Origin of the sequence: Mycobacterium vicinigordonae, assembly GCF_013466425.1 — a bacterium.
In the GTDB taxonomy this organism is placed as follows: Bacteria; Actinomycetota; Actinomycetes; order Mycobacteriales; family Mycobacteriaceae; genus Mycobacterium; species Mycobacterium vicinigordonae.
This window is the reverse complement of record NZ_CP059165.1, coordinates 2,008,693-2,026,436: the sequence shown is the minus strand read 5'-3', so window position 1 is coordinate 2,026,436 and position 17,744 is coordinate 2,008,693. Positions and strand designations below refer to the sequence as shown.

At 67.0% G+C, this 17,744-nt stretch carries 19 protein-coding genes; 14 read left to right on the top strand and 5 right to left on the bottom strand.

Going from position 1 to position 17,744, the window contains the following annotated elements; translation table 11 throughout:
• Nucleotides 1–77 precede the first annotated feature (77 nt).
• The 4 genes from H0P51_RS09250 to H0P51_RS09235 form a co-directional block, all read right to left on the bottom strand.
• A complete protein-coding gene (locus tag H0P51_RS09250; RefSeq protein WP_180917634.1) occupies nucleotides 78–923 on the bottom strand; it encodes a lysophospholipid acyltransferase family protein in 846 nt (281 codons plus the stop codon).
• Complete coding sequence (locus H0P51_RS09245) at nucleotides 923–1,777, bottom strand: GNAT family N-acetyltransferase (RefSeq protein ID WP_180917633.1); 855 nt, start codon at nucleotides 1,775–1,777, stop codon at nucleotides 923–925. The genes H0P51_RS09250 and H0P51_RS09245 overlap by 1 nt, the downstream gene beginning before the upstream one ends.
• A 182-nt stretch (nucleotides 1,778–1,959) precedes the next feature.
• Nucleotides 1,960–2,916: an electron transfer flavoprotein subunit alpha/FixB family protein gene (locus H0P51_RS09240; protein WP_180917632.1), complete on the bottom strand. Its 957-nt coding sequence runs from the start codon at nucleotides 2,914–2,916 to the stop codon at nucleotides 1,960–1,962.
• A gap of 39 nt (nucleotides 2,917–2,955) precedes the next feature.
• Nucleotides 2,956–3,747: an electron transfer flavoprotein subunit beta/FixA family protein gene (locus H0P51_RS09235; protein ID WP_180917631.1), complete on the bottom strand. Its 792-nt coding sequence runs from the start codon at nucleotides 3,745–3,747 to the stop codon at nucleotides 2,956–2,958.
• 275 nt (nucleotides 3,748–4,022) lie between these two features.
• Between H0P51_RS09235 and H0P51_RS09230 the strand changes: the two genes are divergently transcribed.
• From H0P51_RS09230 to H0P51_RS09215, 4 genes are read left to right on the top strand one after another with little or no spacing between them, the layout of a single operon-like run.
• Nucleotides 4,023–4,835: a class I SAM-dependent methyltransferase gene (locus tag H0P51_RS09230; RefSeq protein WP_180917630.1), complete on the top strand. Its 813-nt coding sequence runs from the start codon at nucleotides 4,023–4,025 to the stop codon at nucleotides 4,833–4,835.
• A gap of 26 nt (nucleotides 4,836–4,861) precedes the next feature.
• The gene (locus H0P51_RS09225; protein WP_180918848.1) at nucleotides 4,862–6,418 is read left to right on the top strand and encodes a 1,4-alpha-glucan branching protein domain-containing protein; all 1,557 of its coding nucleotides are present in this window, start codon (nucleotides 4,862–4,864) and stop codon (nucleotides 6,416–6,418) included.
• 7 nt (nucleotides 6,419–6,425) lie between these two features.
• Nucleotides 6,426–7,670 (top strand): glycosyltransferase family 4 protein, encoded by a 1,245-nt coding sequence (locus tag H0P51_RS09220; protein WP_180917629.1) that lies wholly within the window; start codon nucleotides 6,426–6,428, stop codon nucleotides 7,668–7,670.
• 36 nt (nucleotides 7,671–7,706) lie between these two features.
• The gene (locus tag H0P51_RS09215) at nucleotides 7,707–9,059 is read left to right on the top strand and encodes a TIGR01777 family oxidoreductase (RefSeq protein WP_180917628.1); all 1,353 of its coding nucleotides are present in this window, start codon (nucleotides 7,707–7,709) and stop codon (nucleotides 9,057–9,059) included.
• Here the strand turns inward: H0P51_RS09215 and H0P51_RS09210 are convergent.
• Nucleotides 9,056–9,388, bottom strand: coding sequence for a hypothetical protein (locus H0P51_RS09210; RefSeq protein ID WP_180917627.1), 333 nt, complete (start codon nucleotides 9,386–9,388; stop codon nucleotides 9,056–9,058). The genes H0P51_RS09215 and H0P51_RS09210 overlap by 4 nt on opposite strands.
• A 155-nt stretch (nucleotides 9,389–9,543) precedes the next feature.
• On the opposite strand from H0P51_RS09210, the gene mbp1 reads away from it, so the two are divergent.
• The 10 genes from mbp1 to H0P51_RS09160 all read left to right on the top strand — a co-directional run bounded on the left by mbp1 (nucleotide 9,544) and on the right by H0P51_RS09160 (nucleotide 17,727).
• Nucleotides 9,544–9,774 carry a microaggregate-binding protein 1 gene (gene mbp1 / locus H0P51_RS09205; RefSeq protein WP_180917626.1) on the top strand — a complete coding sequence of 77 codons (231 nt, stop codon included), beginning with the start codon at nucleotides 9,544–9,546 and terminating at the stop codon, nucleotides 9,772–9,774.
• 58 nt (nucleotides 9,775–9,832) lie between these two features.
• Nucleotides 9,833–10,051: a hypervirulence associated TUDOR domain-containing protein gene (locus H0P51_RS09200; protein WP_180917625.1), complete on the top strand. Its 219-nt coding sequence runs from the start codon at nucleotides 9,833–9,835 to the stop codon at nucleotides 10,049–10,051.
• 199 nt (nucleotides 10,052–10,250) lie between these two features.
• Entirely contained in the window at nucleotides 10,251–11,378 is a 1,128-nt protein-coding gene (locus tag H0P51_RS09195; protein ID WP_180917624.1) for a polyprenyl synthetase family protein, read from the top strand.
• A gap of 20 nt (nucleotides 11,379–11,398) precedes the next feature.
• On the top strand, nucleotides 11,399–12,928 hold the full coding sequence (crtI, locus tag H0P51_RS09190; protein WP_180917623.1) for a phytoene desaturase family protein: 1,530 nt from the start codon (nucleotides 11,399–11,401) through the stop codon (nucleotides 12,926–12,928).
• Nucleotides 12,925–13,875 (top strand): phytoene/squalene synthase family protein, encoded by a 951-nt coding sequence (locus tag H0P51_RS09185; protein WP_180917622.1) that lies wholly within the window; start codon nucleotides 12,925–12,927, stop codon nucleotides 13,873–13,875. Before crtI ends, H0P51_RS09185 begins: the two co-directional genes overlap by 4 nt.
• The gene (locus H0P51_RS09180) at nucleotides 13,872–14,195 is read left to right on the top strand and encodes a lycopene cyclase domain-containing protein (RefSeq protein ID WP_180917621.1); all 324 of its coding nucleotides are present in this window, start codon (nucleotides 13,872–13,874) and stop codon (nucleotides 14,193–14,195) included. Before H0P51_RS09185 ends, H0P51_RS09180 begins: the two co-directional genes overlap by 4 nt.
• Nucleotides 14,192–14,497: a lycopene cyclase domain-containing protein gene (locus H0P51_RS09175; protein ID WP_180918847.1), complete on the top strand. Its 306-nt coding sequence runs from the start codon at nucleotides 14,192–14,194 to the stop codon at nucleotides 14,495–14,497. The genes H0P51_RS09180 and H0P51_RS09175 overlap by 4 nt, the downstream gene beginning before the upstream one ends.
• Nucleotides 14,490–15,224: a class I SAM-dependent methyltransferase gene (locus H0P51_RS09170; protein WP_180917620.1), complete on the top strand. Its 735-nt coding sequence runs from the start codon at nucleotides 14,490–14,492 to the stop codon at nucleotides 15,222–15,224. Before H0P51_RS09175 ends, H0P51_RS09170 begins: the two co-directional genes overlap by 8 nt.
• Nucleotides 15,221–16,741, top strand: coding sequence for an FAD-dependent oxidoreductase (locus tag H0P51_RS09165; RefSeq protein WP_180917619.1), 1,521 nt, complete (start codon nucleotides 15,221–15,223; stop codon nucleotides 16,739–16,741). Before H0P51_RS09170 ends, H0P51_RS09165 begins: the two co-directional genes overlap by 4 nt.
• The gene (locus H0P51_RS09160) at nucleotides 16,738–17,727 is read left to right on the top strand and encodes a Rieske (2Fe-2S) protein (RefSeq protein ID WP_180917618.1); all 990 of its coding nucleotides are present in this window, start codon (nucleotides 16,738–16,740) and stop codon (nucleotides 17,725–17,727) included. The genes H0P51_RS09165 and H0P51_RS09160 overlap by 4 nt, the downstream gene beginning before the upstream one ends.
• Nucleotides 17,728–17,744: the final 17 nt, after the last annotated feature.

Below are 17,744 nucleotides of genomic sequence, written 5' to 3'. Positions count from 1 at the left end.
TGCCGAGCGGGTATCCGATCCGTTTCAGGCAAGGGCGCTAATCGTCAGTTGGTGAACAGCTGGCCAGACAGCAGCAGTCAGGCCACCAGGACGTGACCGTGATGCGGGCGCGGCGCCGCCGCGGCGTGCACCGCGGACTGGCAGTCGCGGGCCAAGACGCGCCGATCGGTGCCCGGCAGCTGCAGTGATGCGACGCGGACGCAGGCCAGGGTCCGGCGCTGCCGCAGCAACCGGAACATCGACCTCAGCAGGGTGTCGTCGCCGACGAAGGCGGGCGTCGTCGACACGCTGCCGTCGCCGTGGTGATACGTCAGTCGCAGCGGCTGCACCGGACGGCCGGCGTCGATCGCGGCCTGAAACATCGCCGGATAGAAATTGCCCGACGCCCGGCCGCACCATGTCGTGCCTTCTGGGAACGCGACCACCGTTTGTCCGGCGCGCAGGCGCCGGGCGACCGCGTCGACCACACCGGGCAGCCGGCGCAGGCTAGCCCGCTCGATCGGGATGATTTTCAGGGCTCGGGCCACAATGCCCGTGGCAGGTCCGGTGAACATGTCGGCGCGGGCCACGAACGACCCGGGCAGCACCGCTCCGATGGCGAAGGCGTCTAGCCAGGAGGTGTGGCTGCTGACCACCAGCACACCGCGCAGGTTGCGAATCGGATTGCCGTGCACGCTGATTCGCACTCCAAAGCAGCGCAGCACCAACCGGCAGTAGGCACGTTGCAGATGGCTGCTCCCCGGCAACGGTACGCCGAGCAGCGGGATTCCCGGCGCCAGCAGCAGCGCCACCGTCAGCCGCAGCGCCACCCGCACCCGCTCGGCCACCGACCGCGACACCGCCGCACCGCCCACGCAGCCTATGTCGCACGATGCTCGCGGCAACCAGGAGTGACCAACCGGCCCGTGCGGCGACCCGTTCATCAGGCTGCTCCGCCCGCCATCGCCCCTCCCATTTCGGACGCAGCCGATACCGACCGGAGACGCTTCAGATAGCGGGTATCGGCGTCGCGCTTGCCCAGCAGCACACAGAAGTCGCCGACTCCGAAGGCCGGGTCGTGCGCCGGGTCGCCGCAGACCCGGGCCCCCAGGCGCAGATAGCCGCGCATAAGCGGTGGCACCGACGGCCGTGCCGGCGGTTCGATTTCGTCCAGGCTCTTGCCGTCGATGCAGACGGGCCGGTAGGGACGCACCCGGTATTGCGCCGCGTGCCGCTTGTGCACGAAGTCGCGCACCCCGCGGATCTGGCCGCCCGGCGCATCCGCACCGGTCCGCACCGGAACCGAAACACAGCCGGTCACGTAGTCGTAGTCGCAGCGGTCCAGGTAAGCCAGGATGCCGGCCCACATCAGCAGCACCACCGCGCCGTTGCGGTGACCGTCGCGCACCACCGCGCGGCCCATCTCGACCAGCGACGGCCGCAGCGGGTCGAAGGAGCGGACGTCGAATTCCGTTGCGGTGTAAAGCCCTCCGGCGGCGATCGCGCCGGGCGGAGGCAGCATCCGGTAGCAGCCCACCAGTTCGCCGGTGTCGTCGTCGCGCACCAACAGGTGGTCGCAGTACTCGTCGAAACGGTCGGCGTCGCGGCCGGCGAATTCTTCGGAGGTTGCCGGCAGAGCGAATCCTGGGGTGCTGCTGAATACGTCGTAGCGCAAGCGCTGGGCCGCCTCGATGAGGCTCGAGTCGGTGGAGAGCAGCAGGGAGTAGTGCGGACCTCCCGATGCCGGGAACGGACCGCGGGGTTTGTCACTGGGTATGAGGACTGAAGCGATGCTCATGCCAACAACGTGGCGCAATCGTTCGGCTAGGTAGCATCGGTGCGCTGACATGTCGGTGCACGTCAGGTGACAGGATTGCGGGCCGTCACGTCAGGCGGATGCAAAAAGCACCCCATTTCCGCCCAAAACGCGCCGAAACACGGAGGAAAATGAGGTGCTTTTGCCCTCTACCGTGGGAAACGCTAACCCTTGCGGGCCTTGATCCCTTCGGTCATCTGCGGGGCGACCTTGAACAGGTCACCGACCACGCCGTAGTCGGCGATCTCGAAGATTGGTGCCTCTTCGTCCTTATTGACCGCGACGATCGTCTTCGAGGTCTGCATACCGGCCCGGTGCTGGATCGCCCCGGAGATGCCTAGCGCGATGTACAGCTGCGGCGACACCGTCTTGCCGGTCTGGCCGACCTGGAACTGTCCGGGGTAATAGCCGGAGTCGACCGCAGCACGCGAGGCGCCGACCGCGGCACCAAGCGAGTCGGCCAGCTCCTCGACCACCTTGAAGTTCTCTTCGCTGCCCACACCGCGGCCTCCGGACACCACGATGGTGGCCTCGGTGAGCTCCGGGCGGTCACCGGCGACCACCGGCTCGCGGGAGGTGATCTTGGTCGCGTTCTCGGCCGGGGACGGAACGTCGACATTGATCACCTCACCGGCGCCGTCCGCGGGCTCAGCCTCCACGGCACCCGCACGTACCGAGATCACCGGGGTGTCGCCGTTGGCCTGCGCCTCGACGGTGAACGCGCCACCGAAGATGCTGTGCACGCCGATTCCACCCTCTTTGACCTCGACCACGTCGACCAGCAGTCCGGAACCGATCCGGGCGGCCAGCCGGCCGGCGATCTCCTTGCCGTCGGCGTTGGCGGCCACCAGCACCGCGGCCGGGGCTTTCTCCTCGGCCAGGGCGGCCAGCACGTCCACGTAAGGCACGATCAGGTACTTGTCTACGTCGTCGGACTCGGCGACGTAGATCTTGGCGGCACCGGCCGCCTTGAGCCCCTCTACTAGCGGCTCTGCCGTTCCGGGCGCGCCGATTACGACGGCGGACGGCTCGCCCAGCGCGCGGGCGGCGGTGATCAACTCGGCGGTGACCTTCTTCAGCGCACCGTCGGCGTGCTCAACGAGCACCAAAACTTCAGACATGGATTTCGCTCTTCTCGTCTTAAGGGATCAGCGGCTAGGTCAGATGATCTTTTGGGCAACCAGGTACTTGACGACGTCGTTGCCACCCTCGCCCTCGTCGGTCACCTTCTCACCGGCCGTCTTCGGCGGCTTGGGTGTCGAGGACTTCACCGTGGATCCGGCGTTCTCCAGTCCGACCTCGTCGGGCTCGACACCGATCTCGGCCAGGGTCAGTACCGTAACTTCCTTCTTCTTGGCGGCCATGATGCCCTTGAAGGAGGGGAAGCGCGGCTCGTTGATCTTCTCGTTGACGCTGACCACCGCGGGCAGGGTGGCCTCGAGGGTGAACACGCCGTCGTCGGTCTCACGTTCGGCCGTCACCTTGCCGTCCTCGACGGACAGCTTCCGCACGTGCGTGAGCTGCGGCAAGCCCAGGTATTCGGCGATGATGGCCGGGACCGCGCCGCCACTGCCGTCGGTGGCCTCGTTGCCGGCGATCACCAGCTCGGTGCCCTCGATGGTGCCCAGCGCGCGGGCCAGCGCCCAGCCGGTCTGGATGACGTCGGAGCCCTTCAAGCCGTCGTCCTTGAGGTGGACGGCCTTGTCGGCGCCCATGGACAGGGCCTTGCGAATCGCCTCGGTGGCGCGCTCGGGGCCGGCGGTCAGCACAGTCACCGACCCTTCACCGCCCTCGCGCTCGCGGATCTGTAGCGCTTCTTCCACGGCGCGCTCGTTGATCTCGTCCAAGACCGCGTCAGCGGCCTCGCGGTCGAGCGTCCAGTCGCCGTCGGACAGCTTGCGCTCCGACCAGGTGTCTGGGACCTGCTTGATCAGGACCACGATGTTCGTCATGAGTGTGGTTCGTCCTCCTCGAAGGAGTCCCGCAGCGACGGCTGCAGGACCTCGGTCACGCATTAACGCAACCGCACAGCGCATGTTACTAAGCGGTAACTTCGTGCGGTTTGCCTCCTCACCATAGCGGGTCGCATTTGCCCATCTGCCCACCTCCTCCCCGCTTCACTAGTGGGCCGGGGCTCCTTGCCGACACCGTGTTCGTCCGCCCGGGCTACCGGTTGATCCACGGTGCGGTTCGCGAATCCGGTGCCAGGCATTAGCCTGCCTTAGCAATGAGCGCATTCGTCCCCGACGGGTCCACCCGGATAGCTGCCTCCGCCGACGGCGGGGCGGTCGACTCGGTGTTGACCCTGACCGGTGAGCGCACCATCCCTGGCCTGGACATCGAGAACTACTGGTTCCGCCGCCATGAGGTTGTCTACGAGCGACTGGCGCCGCGCTGCGCGGGCCGCGATGTGCTGGAGGCCGGGTGTGGCGAAGGTTACGGCGCCGACCTGATCGCCGGCGTGGCAAACCGGGTGGTGGCGGTGGACTACGACGAGTCCGCCGTGGCCCACGTCCGCAGCCGCTACCCGCGGGTCGAAGTCCTGCAGGGCAATTTGGCTGAGCTGCCGCTGCCGGACGCGTCGGTTGACGTGGTGGTCAACTTCCAGGTCATCGAGCATTTGTGGGATCAGGGCCAGTTTGTTCGGGAGTGCGCACGGGTGCTGCGCCCCTGCGGTCTGCTGATGATCTCCACACCCAACCGGATCACCTTCTCCCCCGGTCGCGACACCCCGATCAACCCATTCCACACCCGCGAGCTCAACGCTGACGAGCTCGCCGAGCTGCTGGTCGACAGCGGTTTTCGCGACGTGTCGATGAATGGTTTGTTCCACGGGCCGCGGCTGCTGGAAATGGACGCGCGGCACGGCGGCTCGATCATCGACGCGCAGATTGCGCGAGCAGTGGCCGACGCGCCGTGGTCCCCCCAGCTGGTGGCGGACGTGGCCGCGGTGACCACGTCCGATTTCGACCTAGTCGAGCGCGGTGTCCGTGACATCGATGCCAGCCTGGATCTTGTCGCGATCGCGGTGCGCGGGTGATAACGACGACCGACCGGGTACCCGGCATGTTCACCCTGGTGCTGCACACCCATCTGCCCTGGCTGGCTCATCACGGCCGCTGGCCGGTCGGCGAGGAGTGGCTGTACCAGTCATGGTCGGCGGCCTATCTGCCCCTTTTCCGGGTCCTGCACGAGCTGGCCGCCGAGGGGCGCCAGGGGCTGCTCACGCTGGGCATGACGCCGGTGGTCAACGCCCAGCTCGACGACCCGTACTGCCTGGAGGGCATGTACCACTGGCTGGCCAATTGGGGGCTGCGCGCCGCCGAGGCTGCCAGCGTGCGCTCCATTCCGCGTTCCAAATCGGCCGGATATCAGTCGTGCACGCCAGAAGCGTTGCGCGCCTTCGGTACTCGCGAAGCTGCGGAAGCCGAACAGGCGCTCAGAGACTTCGCCACACTGTGGCGACACGGCGGCAGTCCGCTGCTGCGTGGGCTGATCGACGCCGGCACGGTGGAGCTGCTCGGCGGTCCGCTGGCCCATCCGTTCCAGCCGCTGCTCGCGCCGCGGTTGCGCGAGTTCGCCCTGCGCGAAGGCCTGGCCGACGCGCGGCTGCGACTGGGCCGGCGCAGCGGGCCGACCGGTATCTGGGCGCCCGAATGCGCCTACGCCCCAGGCCTGGAAACCGAGTACAGGGCTGCCAGCGTCTCCCACTTCATGGTCGACGGCCCTTCGCTGCACGGGGACACCGCATTGGGCCGGCCCGTCGGCGAGACCGACGTGGTCGCTTTCGGTCGCGACCTGCAGGTCAGTTACCGGGTGTGGTCACCAAAGTCGGGCTATCCCGGCCACGCGGCCTACCGCGACTTCCACACCTACGACCATCTCACCGGTCTCAAGCCGGCGCGAGTCACCGGGCGCGGCGTGTCCTCGGAGGACAAGGCGCCCTACGATCCCGTGCGCGCCGATCGCGCGATCGACGTGCACGTCGCCGACTTCGTGGACGTGGTGCGCAACCGGCTGCTGTCGGAGTCCGAGCGGATCGGCCGTCCGGCGCACGTCATCGCGGCTTTCGACACCGAGTTGTTCGGCCACTGGTGGTACGAGGGCCCCACCTGGCTGGCGCGGACGTTGCGCGCCCTGCCAGAGTCCGGCGTTCGGGTGGGCACGTTACGCGACGCACTCGACGATGGCTTTGTCGGCAGCAGAGTCGAATTGCCCGCCAGCTCTTGGGGTTCCGGCAAGGACTGGCAGGTGTGGAACGGCGAGCAGGTGGCCGATCTGGTCCAGCTCAACGCCGAGGTGGTCGACACCGCGCTGAGCACCGTGGACAAGGCGCTGGCGCAGACCGCGTCGCTGGACGGCCCGACCCCGCGCGACAATGTCGCCGATCAGATCCTGCGCGAGACGCTGCTGACGGTGTCTAGTGACTGGCCGTTCATGGTCAGCAAGGATTCCGCCGCGGATTACGCCCGCTACCGCGCTCACCTACATGCCCACGCCACCCGGGAAATCGCCGGGGCGCTGGCGTCGGGCCGGCGCGATGCTGCCGAGCGGCTGGCCGAGGGGTGGACGCGGGCCGACGGACTGTTCGGCGCGCTGGACGCGCGGAGGCTGCCCCGGTGAGCGGCACATGAAGATCCTGATGGTCTCGTGGGAGTACCCACCGGTAGTGATCGGGGGCCTGGGCCGGCACGTGCACCATCTGTCCACCGCGTTGGCCGCGGCCGGCCACGATGTCGTCGTGCTGTCCCGCCGACCGACCGGCACCGATCCCAGCACCCACCCATGCTCGGACGAGATCGCCGAAGGGGTACGGGTAATCGCGGCGGCCCACGATCCGCACGAGTTCACCTTCGGCACTGACATGATGGCGTGGACGCTGGCGATGGGTCACTCCATGGTCCGGGCTGGACTATCGCTCAAGCGGCCCAACAGTGACCAGCCTTGGCGCCCCGACGTAGTGCACGCACACGATTGGTTGGTCGCCCACCCGGCCATCGCATTGGCCCAATTCTATGATGTGCCATTGATTTCCACGATTCACGCCACTGAAGCCGGCCGTCATTCCGGTTGGGTCAGCGGGGCCATCAGCCGTCAGGTGCATGCGGTCGAGTCGTGGCTGGTTCGTGAATCCGATTCGCTCATCACGTGTTCGGCGTCTATGCGCGACGAGATCACCGAGTTGTTCGGTCCCGGCCTGGCTGAAACCACGGTGATCCGCAATGGTATCGACGCAGCTCGCTGGCCGTTCGCACCGCGCCGCCCCCGCACCGGCCCGGCCGAGCTACTCTACGTCGGGCGCCTCGAGTACGAGAAAGGTGTGCACGATGCCATCGCGGCGCTGGCCCGGGTCAGACGTATCCACCCCGGCACCACGCTGACGGTTGCCGGCGACGGAACCCAGCAGGAGTTCCTGGCCGGCCAGGCACGAAAGCACAAGGTGCTCAAGGCAACCCGCTTCGTCGGCCATCTTCACCACGACGAGTTGCTGGCCGCGCTGCATCGGGCCGATGCGGCGGTGCTGCCCAGCCACTACGAGCCGTTCGGCCTGGCGGCACTTGAGGCCGCCGCCGCCGGCATTCCCCTGGTCACCTCCAACACGGGCGGTCTGGGCGAGGCGGTGATCGACGGTGTCACCGGGGTTTCGTGTCCCCCCCGCGATGTTGCCGCGCTGGCGCAGGCGGTGCGCACGGTGCTCGACGATCCGGCCGCCGCCCAGCGACGCGCCCGCGCGGCTCGGGACCGGCTCACCTCGGACTTCGACTGGCAGACGGTGGCCGACGAGACGGCGCAGGTGTACTTGGCCGCCAAACGCGGCGAGCGACAGCCACAGCCCCGGCTGCCCATTGTCGAACACGCCCTGCCAGACCGCTGACCTGCGCTACGGCCGCCCCGCCGGTAGCGTCGTGAGATGGGGCTGACTTATTCGACCGTAATCAACGCGCCGCGCGACGAGGTATTCGCTTGGCACAGCCGGCCGGGCGCGTTCGCCCGGCTTTCGCCGCCGTGGTCGCCGATGCGGCTGGTCGCCGAGGCTCAATCCCTCAAGGACGGCCGGGCCACCCTGCGTTTGCCGGGTGGCATCCGCTGGATCGCCCAGCACCAGGCCGATTCCTACGATCCGCCAAGGCGTTTCGTCGACGTGCTGGCTAGCGACGGGCCCGCTTCGCTGCCACCACGGTTGATCGGGCGCTGGCGCCACACCCACGAATTCGCCGACGTGGATGACAACGCGACGCTGGTCACCGACCGGGTCGACACGCCGTTGCCAGGCTTCGCGTTGCGATCCATGTTCGCCTACCGGCACCGCCAGTTGGCCGACGACCTGGCAGCGCACACACGCGCGGCCGAGCACGGCCTACGCCCGGCTACGGTTGCGGTCACAGGGTCCTCGGGGTTGGTGGGCAGCGCGTTGAGCGCGTTCCTGAGTACCGGCGGTCATCGGGTGGTCCGGTTTATCCGCGGCACGCCCCGCGGCCCGGACCAGCGCCGGTGGAACCCTGAGGACCCCGACCCCAACCTGCTCGACGGCGTCGATGCGGTCATCCACTTGGCGGGTGCGTCGATTGCCGGCCGATTCACCGACAAGCATCGCAAAGCTATCCGCGACAGCCGAATCGGGCCCACCCGCAAGTTAGCCGAACTGGTGGCGCGCAACGGTCCGGGAGTGCTGATCTCGGCGTCGGCGATCGGGTTCTACGGTTATGACCGCGGCGAGGAGGTTCTCACCGAGAACAGCGAACGGGGCGAGGGCTTTCTGGCCGACGTCGTCGCCGACTGGGAGCAAGCGACGGCTCCGGCCGAGCAGGCCGGGACCCGAGTGGCGTTGGTGCGCACCGGCATCGTGCAGTCTCCACTGGGCGGCACGCTACGTCTGATGCGCCCACTGTTCAGCGCGGGCTTGGGCGGGCGGCTCGGCGACGGCGAACAATGGCTGTCGTGGATTGGCATCGACGATCTCGTCGACGTCTACCACCGCGGCTTATGGGATGCCGCGTTGAGCGGCCCGGTGAATGCTGTTGCACCCCAACCGGTTCGCAATGCCGAGTACACCCGCGCTCTGGGTCGGGTGTTGCGCCGGCCGACGGTGCTGCCAGTACCGGCAGCGGGGCCCAAGGTGTTGCTGGGCGACCAGGGCGCTCGCGAGTTGGCGTTGGCCAGCCAGCGGGTGGATCCCGCGCGACTGAACCAGTCGGAGCACAATTTTCGCTGGCCTCGCCTCGACGATGCGCTGTGTCACCTGCTGGGCCGCAGCTCCGGCTAGGCCTCCGGCAGCGGGCGCAGCGGCGCCGGCTCCTGCGGATCCGTAGCGGAGGGCGTCGGGGGGCTTTGCAAGCCGCTCTCAGATAAGCCGCCCTGTTGCAATCGGTGCCGCCAGATACGAGCCGCCACAACCAAAATGGACATCGCGGTCACAATTGCCACAGACCAGAAACCCAGTTGGGTGAGCCAGAGCCGGCGTTGCAGGCGCATCGCCGTCCGTTCGGCGCGACGGACCCGCCCCAAGGATTTTCCAACTGCCACAATCAACGCTGTTACCCGCTGTTCGGCCTGGCAAACCAGTCGATTTGCCGCCAGTGAGACATCGGTCACTCCAAGATTGCAGCTGCGCAGTGCAGCGCTGTGCTGTTTCGGACTGCTGCGCCGATCTGGTATTTCCCCGGGTTTGCTGATCGACTGCAGCGGGAACAGCGCTGAACAGGACGGCGGACGGCAAGGCCCGCCGGGCAATCAGTCGGAGGGTGAAAATGGCAAAGAGCCAACCGCTAGAACTCGTCAGTGGGGTTGTCGAGGGCATCAAGGGCGTGATCAAGCAGATCATAGGCTTGGTCACCGGCAACGAGCGCCTCGCCGAGGAGGCCAAGGCGCAGCAGGACAAAGCCGACGCGCAACGCGAGGCTGCCAAGAAGGAAGCGGCGGCCGATTCGGCCCGCGCGGGCGCCAAGGCCGCCGAAAAGCGCCAGCAAGCAAACCAATAGTCGATCGAACACCGCGTTGGCGGCCACCCGACTTCGGGCCGGATAGTGCTTAACCACTATGAGCGACAAAGACTTCCACAAAGGTGACAAGGTGACGTGGCAAAGCCACGGGAACACCGTGCACGGAGAAGTCCAGAGGGCGATCACCTCCGACACCGAGGCCGCCGGACGTAAGGTGCGCGCATCGCAGGACGAACCGCAGTACCAGCTCCGCAGCGACAAGACCGGCCGGGACGCCATACACAAACCCGAGGCACTCAAGCCCACCGACAAGTGAGCAGCGCTACCCCTCCGGCACCCCTGACTGGCGCACAGCACACTCATTCATTAAATTAAAGATTAAATTGTTGAATCACACTTTGTGTCGCGCTGGTACGCCGGCGTTTGATAGTTCCTCGAGGGGGTACCAACGCGTGAGTCTGAGCCGTTCGGATCAGCTGCCGACCGACCCCGAGAGGGGGCACCTCGTGGGAGCCATGCGCACACTTCAGTCGGCGAACTTGGACAGTTCCGTCCATCCGGCGGCAGGCCGCGTGCCGATTCCCGAGCAGTTCGACTCCTGGCGTCTGAGCCTGCGTGGCGCCGTTCTCGACGAGGTAGCGCAGTTCGTGTCGGCCAGGTGCGCGGACGAAATGGGCGGCTGTGGGGTCGACGTGGCCGGCGACGTCTTGCTGGAGTTCGTCCGCGGCGGTAAGTGTCTGCGGTCCACGTTTATGTACCTGGGCTGGCTCGCCGGTGCTAGACCCAACGGCGCCGCTCTGTCGGCCACCGCCAGTTTGGAGTTGCTGCACGCTTTCGCGCTTCTCCAGGACGACGTGATGGACGACTCGCCGTCGCGACGCGGGCAGCCGGCAGCCCACGTCCAGTTGGCGGAGTGGCATCGTAAGCAGGGCATGTCCGGGTCTGCGCGCCGCTTCGGAGAATCTGCCGCCACCCTGCTCGGCGACCTGTGCTTGATCTGGGCCGAGCAGATGCTGCGGAACTCCGGCCTCGAACGCCACCACCTGCAGCGGGCCTGGCCCCGCTACGATGCCATGCGCACCGAACTTGCGGTCGGCCAATTCGCGGATCTCACAATGGATCTGCGCAATCTCCCGACGATGCAGTCGGTGCTCGGGGTGGCTCGAATGAAGTCCGGCAACTACACGGTGCGCCGGCCGCTCGAGATCGGGGCGGCGATGGCCGGCTGCGACGAACGCGCACTTTCCCGGCTTGGCGAATACGGTACCGCCGTCGGCGAAGCGTTCCAGCTTCGTGACGACATCCTCGGTGTCTTCGGGTCGCCGGAAACGACAGGCAAGCCCAATGGCGGGGATCTACTGGAACGCAAAGCCACCAGCGTCGTGGTGGCCGCGTATGAGATGGCCAATAGGGCGACGCGGCAAGATTTCGGTGAACTGATCGACGCCGACGATCTTGACGACGCCGCGCTGGACCGCTGGCGCAGCTTGATCCTGGGTACCGGCGCGGTGCAGTGGATCGAGGAGTTGATCGACAACCGCGTCGAGATTGCTCACAAAGCGCTGGACAGCAGCGGCGTTGACACGTTGATCCGGTCGGCACTGACCGACATGGCCGGCGTGTGTACCCGCCGCGCCGCATGAGCGGGCAGGAGATGAGCTAGATGCGCACCGTTTCCGGACGCGCCGACCACGTGGTAGTGGTCGGCGCCGGTTTCTCCGGCCTTTCCGCGGCGCTACACCTGGCCGGGCGGGGCCGGGCGGTCACCGTGGTAGAGCGCGAGCCCTGGCCCGGCGGGCGGGCGGGTCGCCGCGACATCGACGGCTACCTGCTCGACACCGGACCGACTGTGCTCACCATGCCGGACATCATCGACGAGGCGTTTGCCGCGGTCGGCGAAAACACCTCGCAGCGTTTGAAATTGGATGCACTCGACCCGGCCTACCGGGCGCAGTTCGCCGATGGCAGCAGCATCGATGTGCACACCGATGCCGACGCGATGACGACCGCAGTGCGCGACTTCGCCGGACCGCGGGAGGCCGACGGCTACCGCTCGCTGCGCAGCTGGTTACACCGCTTGTACCGCACCGAATTCGACGGTTTCATCGCGTCGAACTTCGACTCACCCCTGTCCATGCTGACCCCGCAGCTGGCCCGGCTTGCCGGGATCGGTGGGTTTCGCAAGTGGGACACTATGGTCAGGCGGCACATCGCCGACGAACGGTTGCGACGAGTATTTACCTTCCAGTCCCTGTACGCGGGGGTGTCGCCGCAACAGGCACTGGCGGTGTACGCGGTGATCGCCTATATGGACACCGTTTCGGGCGTCTATTTCCCGCGCGGCGGCATGCGTGCGCTGCCCGACGCGCTGGCCGCGGCCGCGCAGGACGCCGGCGTGCGGTTCCGCTACAACTCGGCGGTCACCGAATTGGAGCGCAGCGGCACGCGGGTCAGCGCGGCCGTCACCGCCGATGGGGATCGTATTGCCTGCGACGCAGTGGTATTGACCACCGAACTGCCGCACACTTACCGGTTGCTGGGACGTCGCCCGCGGCGGCTGTTGCCACATCGCGCCGCACCGTCGGCGGTGGTAGTGCACGTGGGGTGCGGGGCCGCCGCGGCCGACCAGCCCCAAACCGCGCACCACACCATCCTTTTCGGCGACGCCTGGGAGCAGACATTCAGCGATATAGTGCGCGACGGCCGTCTCATGCGCGACCCCTCGCTGCTAGTGACGCGCCCGACCGCCAGCGACCCCGACCTGGCACCGGCAGGACGTGATCTGCTTTATGTGCTGGCCCCGGCGCCCAACCTGTCTCGCCGTCAGGTCGACTGGACCAGCACCACTGCGCCGTATGCGCAGTCCATGCTGGAGATGGTGCGGCAACGACTGCTGCCCAACCTGCGTGACGACGCGCGTGTACTGCACATCGACACTCCCGCTGACTGGGCGCGCCAGAACATGATGGCCGGAACGCCGTTCGCGCTGGCCCACACTTTCGCACAGACCGGACCGTTCCGACCGGGAAACTTGTTGCGGGGTATCGACAACGCGGTACTGGCGGGTTCGTCGACCGTCCCCGGTGTAGGGGTGCCCACCACGCTGATCTCTGGGCGGCTGGCGGCCGACCGCGTCACCGGGGTGGCGCGCGAATCAGCGACCCGGTTGGACCTGAAGGCGAAAATGCCGTGATTGGACATGAACTGGACGCCGCGGGCATCGAAGATCCGCGATTGCGCACCGCGTACCGCCGCTGCCGCAAGATCGCGGCCGACAACGGCCGCACCTACTTCCTAGCCACCCGGCTGCTCGCCCCGGACCAGCGACCGGCTGTGCACGCGCTGTACGCGTTCGCCCGCCACGCCGACGACATTCTCGACGAGTTCAACGCAGACCTCAATACCGCCGCGCGGGCCGCCCGGTTGCAGCGGTTGTCCGAGCGGTTCTTCGCCGGCGGTGAACATCGAGACGAACCGATCCTGGCGGCGGTGGACCACACCGTGAACCGCTACCACATTCCCAGCGAGCTGTTCGAGGACTTCCTGTCCTCCATGCGCATGGACCTTACCGTCACCGACTACGCTGATCGGTCCGCCCTCGATGGCTACATGAGAGGCTCGGCGGAAGTTATTGGCCTGCAAATGCTTCCGATACTCGGAACGGTCGTCGACGTCGCCGAAGCGGAACCTTACGCCGCCGCACTCGGTCGCGCCTTCCAGTTGACCAACTTCTTGCGGGATGTCGACGAGGACCTGATGCGCGATCGCGTCTACTTGCCGGCCGACGAATTGGCCGCCTACGGCGTTGATCGGCAGCTGCTGATGTGGTGCCACACTCATCGCCGCACTGATCCCAAGGTGCGCGCCGCGCTGGCAGCACAGCACGAAACCACCCGGCAAATCTACCAATTCGCTTCCCACGGCGTCGCGATGCTGGACCCACGGTCCCGCCCATGCGTGGCGACGGCGTTGACGTTGTACTCGGAGATCCTGGATCGCATCGAAGACAGCGACTTTGCAGTGTTCAGCCATCGCGCCACCGTCGGGACCGCTCGCCGGATCCAGGTCGCCGGCAGCGCCCTGGTCCGGTCGTGGCGCGCACGCCGTGCGCACGAGCAACGCAGGCCGCGTGCAGCGTGAGCGACCGGTGGCAGTACCTGATCCTGCTCGGGCTGTGTCTGTTGATCACGGCACCGCTGGAACTGTTCGGCGACGGCGTCTACCGTCGACTGCACCGGACGGTGCGCGCGGTGCTGCCGGTGGCGGTTGTGTTCTTGGTGTGGGACGCGGTGGCGATCGCGGCCGGTGTGTGGACCTACGATGGCAAGTACATCAGCGGTTTCGATGTGCCGCCCAACATCCCGATCGAGGAGGTGTTGTTTTTCCTGGTAATCCCGCTGTGCGGACTGTTGACCTACAACGCCGTGTCCACGATCGTGAATTGGGGCAAGCGCAAATGACGGGCCTGGGCTACACCTTGCCCGCCGTACTGTCGGTGTTGGGAGTATGCGTGCTGGAATGGAAGCTGTTGCGCACCGGTCTGTTTCGTAAGCCCGCCTATTGGTTGTCGATGGCGATCGTGCTGGGGTTCCAGATACCGGTCGATGGCTGGTTGACCAAACTGAGCGCACCAGTGGTGATCTACAACGAACGGCAGACCAGCGGTGTGCGGTTTCCGCTCGACATCCCCGTCGAGGATTTCCTGTTCGGGTTCGCGCTCGTCACCGCGGTGCTCATGCTCTGGGAGCGCCAGCGTGGATAGGGCCGGCCTGTCTCGCAGTGAAGTGCCGGGAGCCTTTGACGTGGGCGCCCCAGCTTACGATCGCCTGGTCGGCGCCAACCCTGGATATCACACAAACCTGAGGCTTTCGGCGCGCCGGATGGGCTTGCCGCGCAACGGTTCGGGTTTGCGACTGCTGGACGCCGGCTGCGGCACCGGGGCGTCGACGGCCGCACTGCTGGCGGCAGCCCCCCAGGCACAGATCGTCGCGGTCGACGCCGCCAGTGGCATGCTGGATGCGGCCAAAGCGAAATCGTGGCCGTCGTCGGTGCGGTTCGTGAACTCCCGCGTCGAAGAAATGGAGGAACACGGGGTCACCGGACCTTTCGACGGCATCTTCGCCGCCTACCTGCTGCGCAACCTCGACGACCCCGACCGCCAACTGCGCGCTTTCCGCAACCTCCTGCGCCCGGGCGGAACGCTGGTGGCGCACGAGTATTCGGTGCGCGATTCGCGTGCGGCCACCCGAATCTGGACCGCGGTCTGCTGGGGCATCATCATCCCCGCCGGCTGGTGGCGAACCCGGAGCAGCACCCTGTACCGGCACCTGTGGCGCAGCGTGCTGGCCTTCGACGGCGCCGCCGCGTTCCGGCGCCGGATGTCCGAAGCCGGATACGTTGCGGTGCACAGCGAAACGGTGCCAGGGTGGGAGAAGAACATCGTCCACACCTTCGTCGGAAAGGCTCCCAACGGAGAGGACCCGCGATGACCGACCGGCACCGCCAGATCCATCCGGCTTCGCCCGGCTACGCCGATGCCGGTGCGCTGTCGTGGCGGCCGCGTGCGGTGGTGGTGGGAGCCGGCATCGCCGGCCTGGCCGCCGCCACCGGCCTCGCCGAGCGCGGGGTCGCCGTCGCGGTTGTGGAGAGCGAGCACTACCTCGGGGGACGAGTTGGCGGCTGGACCGAGCATCATGATGGCGCCGAACTCGCGATGAACCGCGGCTTCCACGCGTTCTTCCGCCAGTACTACAATCTGCGCGCGCTGCTGCGCCGTGTCGACCCGCAGCTTAAAATGCTGACGCCGGTGCGCGACTATCCGTTGGTCGACGGCGCGGGCCGACGCGACAGCTTCCGCGGCCTGCCCCGCATACCACCGTGGAACGCGCTGGCGTTCGCGTTGCGCAGCCCGACTTTCCGACTGGCCGACCTGGCGCGCATCGATGCCCGGGCAGCCGCGCCCCTGGCCGCGGTATCGGTCCCCGACATTTATCACCAGCTGGATCACATCGACGCCGAAACTTTCCTGAAGAGCATCAATTTCCCCCATTCGGCGCGCCACCTGGCGTTCGAAGTGTTCTCCCGCAGCTTCTTCGCCGAGCCGTCACAGTTGTCCGCCGGCGAGTTGGCGACGATGTTCCACATCTACTTCCTGGGATCCAGCGAGGGCCTGATCTTCGATGTCGCAAACTCGAATTTCGACGGCCTGTGGAACCCGCTGCGCGACTACCTGAGTGAACTGGACGTCGAGTTCCGACTCGGCACCCGGGTTCGGCAAGTCGACACCGGCAGCGCCAAACGCTTTCGCATCTTCGATGATTCAGGCGAGATCACCGACGCTGACGCGGTGGTGCTCGCGGTCGACGTGAATGGGCTGCAGAGCATCGTCGGCGAATCCGACGGCCTGGGCAGCGAGCAGTGGCGTGCGCAGATAGCAGGATTGCGCACCGCACCTCCGTTTGTCGTACACCGGCTCTGGCTCGACCGGCCGGTCAAATCACAGCGGCCCGCATTCCTGGGCACCGCGGGCCATCCGCCGCTGGACAATATCAGCGTGCTGGACCGGTACGAGCGCCAGGCCGCCGCCTGGTCGGTGTCCACCGGTGGTTCGGTGGTCGAATTACATTCCTACGCCGTGGATTTAGCGCAATCGAGCGATCACGCCGTCGCGCAGCTGAAACGGCTGTATCCGGAAACCGCGTCTGCGCGGGTAGTGCACGAACAGGTACTGCAGCGCAGCGACTGCCCGCTGTTCACACCGGGAACCTATTTACGCCGTCCTACGGTTGCGACCCCGCAGCCCGGACTTAAGTTGGCCGGCGACTCCGTTCGGGTCGACCTGCCGGTGGCGTTGATGGAACGTGCGGCCACCACCGGCTGGACCGCCGCCAACCACCTGCTGGCCCAGTGGGGTCTTGCCGGCCACGAGCTGTCCACCGTTCCCACCCGCGGCCGGTCTAAGCTGCTGCGGTCTCTGGCCGAACGTCAACGACGAGAGCGGTCATGAGCGTCGGCGACCAGTTGCGTGACCGGTGGCCGAAAGACTGGCCACTGCAGGTGATTCCGCGTATCCCGTGGACACGACAGCAACCAACCTTCGCAGCGGCCAAGTCGGGCATCATTGCCAGTGCACTCAGCCGGGCGCGACGCCGCCCGACCGGAAACTGGTATGCGTTCGCCGCGAGCCGCGATGTGCGCAATCGCCGCCCGCTCGGATCTTCGGTCGCCGGCGTCGAGCTGGTCGCCTGGCGCGACCGCCAGGGCCGACTCAAGGTCGGCCCCGGAGCCTGCCCGCACCTGGGCGCGGATCTTGCCACGGGCACCATCGCCGACGGCGTTCTGTTCTGCCGATGGCACGGACTATCGCTAGACGGCGACACTTGCACGATGGGCTGGGCTCCCCTGCCCAGTTTCGACGACGGTGTGCTGGCGTGGGTACGACTCGATCGCGTCGGCGGCGAGACACCGTTGGACGAACCCGTGATCGCGGATCGGCCCACCGGCGATGCCCTGGCCGCGGTCACCCGCGTGGTGGGGATGTGCGAACCGGACGACATCATCGCCAACCGACTCGACCCGTGGCACGGCGCCTGGTTCCACCCGCACTCGTTCACCCAGCTGGAGGTCCTTACCACTCCGACGGCAGCCGACGACCGGTTTCTCGTGTCGGTCACCTTCCGGTTGGGACGGTTCGGGGTGCCAACCATCGCGGAATTCACCTGCCCTGATGCACGTACGATCCTGATGCGCATCGTGGAAGGCGAAGGATTCGGCAGCGTCGTCGAAACACACGCCACCCCAATCGGTCCGGGGCCGGATGGCCGTCCCCGCGTCGCGGTGATCGAGGCGGTCGTCGCTTCGTCGCACCGCCCTGGATTTCACGCGGCGCGTAATTTCGCACCGCTGATACGACCCCTGATGCGCCGCACCGCCAATCGGTTGTGGCGAGACGACATCGCCTACGCCGAACGCCGCTACCAGCAGCGCAGCTGAGCGCCTGTCGGCCGGCG